Raw genomic sequence first — 2,580 nt, 5'->3', positions numbered from 1 at the left:
TCACATCAAAAAACAAATGGCTAATGTCTATTCCAAAATATTTAATATCTTTATTCATAAGAAAATGTTTTTTGAAAGGACAATCTATGCGAGTTTCAACGACTTAAAAGCGAGGTCTAAAAGCCTCTTACAACTGTACGAAATCTGTGTAGAAAAGAGCGGGGATTTTCAATGTTGACGAAGTCTAAAGCTTCTGCGTATATAATAACCTTATTCCGCTCTTTTGTTCTTTCTGATTTATAGTTTAAATTTAATAAGAATCAAACTTAAGACGTATATCTTCAATTGCGGTTCTGTGTCCTGCGGACACAAACGCTCTAGCGTTAAAGTCAGTTCTTTTTACTATCTTTAATTCCTAAATTCTCACAACTGAAAGATATACAAGAACGTTAGCAGCAATTTGACTAAAAATGTGAATTCAAGAAACGAAATAGAAAGAATAGTATTTTATTCAAAAGAAGATATGACTACAAGTCATAATCTTATCAAAGCAGAAAAATTATTGAACAATTTCAATTCTCAACAAATATTGACTTTGAATGATTTACTTGAATTGTACAATATAAAATTACATTTTGATAACGAACTATTTTTAACCAAATGGAGTAAATCTGACCAAGAAAAGTACAATCAAATTATAGAGGAAAATTGGTCATCGTTGAAAAAAAGGTTTTTAAAAATCAACGACCAAAATATTGAGGATATAGTAAAGGATTTAGAATATCGATATAAAGATAATTTTTGGGAGTTAATCAATAAACTAAGTATCTACAAAAACATATCTCATTCAACATTTAGTGATATTCTTGAGAATTTTTCATCCCAAATAAATTACATCCTACCACAAAAGAATATAGTTCAGAAATTCAACAAAGTAATAAGAGATTTTTTGCTGAGTTATAAAAATTCAGCGGAAATCTTGCTTTCACAATTTGAAGAAAAAAAGAGAGATGAAAAATCAACTAAATTTTATTTCCCAAAAAGTCTGAGTTTATCAGATAAAGAAAATATTATAAGTGATTACTTAGACCGCGAAGATTCCAACTTAAATTATGTAAGATTAGCTCAAAAGTCAAAAGATTCAAATGAATTAAAGCTTTCTGACAAAACCAAATACAAAGCAAAAAAAAAGGCTGAAGAACAAAATAATAAAATAATAGAAAAAGGACATACCTGGAATATAAGAGTACAAGGTGTTCTTAGTAAAGACCAAGATGAACCTGTAATATTTAAAAATGAAAATGGATTAATAGAAGCCACTTACAGCGAAAAATTTTTAGATGGAATTGAAAACCAAGTAATTTTATTTAAAGCGTTTAATTATCTGTTTAATTATACTGACGAAACCTCATTAATCTACTTAGTGAGTAAGGCAAGTGAATTAGACGTTATGGAGCGTGTAATGGGTTTAAAATCCAAAAACGAGTACGAAATAGGAGAAATTTTCACAAGAAAAGAAATGCTCTCTATTTTACAATTACATCTAATTGAAAATTATCTAAAAACAAAAGATAGTGGAATTGAGCAAATAATTAATTCATTCATCTCACACATAAATGAACTAATTGGAAATAATAATTTAATGTTTCAAATCAGAGTTTCAGACTCGCCTGAATTAGACAAAATTCGTACCCTTTTACCTGATTTTGACTTTTTACTAAAACAGTATAAAAATTTAGCTGATGATGGCACAATTGACATTGAACTTCTTCAGGTAAGTTCTAAACCAATTGGTTTTAGTCAAATTACCAGTCAGAATAATATAAAATATCTTTATTCTAATGACAAACTAATTTTAAAGCTAAAACACATATTTTTTTCGGACCAAAGTCATATGTACTATACAGAAACTTATGGAACAAAACATACTAATCTTTTTGATTTACTTACACAGGAAACAGTCAACATCGAGGATTTTGCAAACTATCAAAAAGATACAATTCAAAGTTTAGTTAAAGACGGTTATCTAAGAATCAATAAGGAAAATATTGTAGAAATAGATAAAATCACTTTTATATACATCATTAGAGAAATTCATAGAAACGAATTATTGAGTTATTGGCATTATCCAAAATTCGTAAGAGATGAAATTGACTTGTTAATTGAGAAAAAAATGTTGTTTAATGAAAACACTTTGTTTTCTAAAGAAGAAGTAAAATATCTGAATTTTTATCTAAACCAAAAGATATATACAAACGGGTATGATTTGAGAAATAAATATTCGCACGGAACGAACACTCAATCTGAAGAAAAACATAAAAGTGATTATTATTTAATACTCAAAATAATAATTCTTACTTTGTTAAAGATTGAGGATGATATAATTATAAACAAAAAAACTGCTGCTAACACCATATAACAACAATTGCGGCTTTGTGTCTTGCGGACACAACCGCGCAAGCATAAAAGTCAGGAATTTTAGCTATCTTAGTTTTCAATCAATCCGCAACTGATTGTTATACAAACACGTTGTGTGCAATATTGACCCGTCCTGAATAAAGGCTACATAATTTTAAACATTATGTACAAAAACGACAAAGTAATCAGACGGTATTCAGAACCCTTTAAACTGAAAATTTT

Annotated in this window: 1 protein-coding gene; it reads left to right on the top strand. The window is 28.1% G+C overall.

Translation table 11 applies throughout. From position 1 onward, the window contains the following. The first annotated feature begins 412 nt into the window (after positions 1-412). Positions 413-2,359: a hypothetical protein gene (locus FVB9532_RS19140; RefSeq protein WP_150546788.1), complete on the top strand. Its 1,947-nt coding sequence runs from the start codon at positions 413-415 to the stop codon at positions 2,357-2,359. Positions 2,360-2,580 lie beyond the last annotated feature (221 nt).

The sequence above is a fragment of the Mesonia oceanica genome (genome assembly GCF_902499555.1).
GTDB lineage: Bacteria > Bacteroidota > Bacteroidia > Flavobacteriales > Flavobacteriaceae > Mesonia > Mesonia oceanica.
The sequence above is the reverse complement of the archived record's forward strand: the minus strand, read 5'-3'. Positions and strand labels throughout refer to the sequence as shown.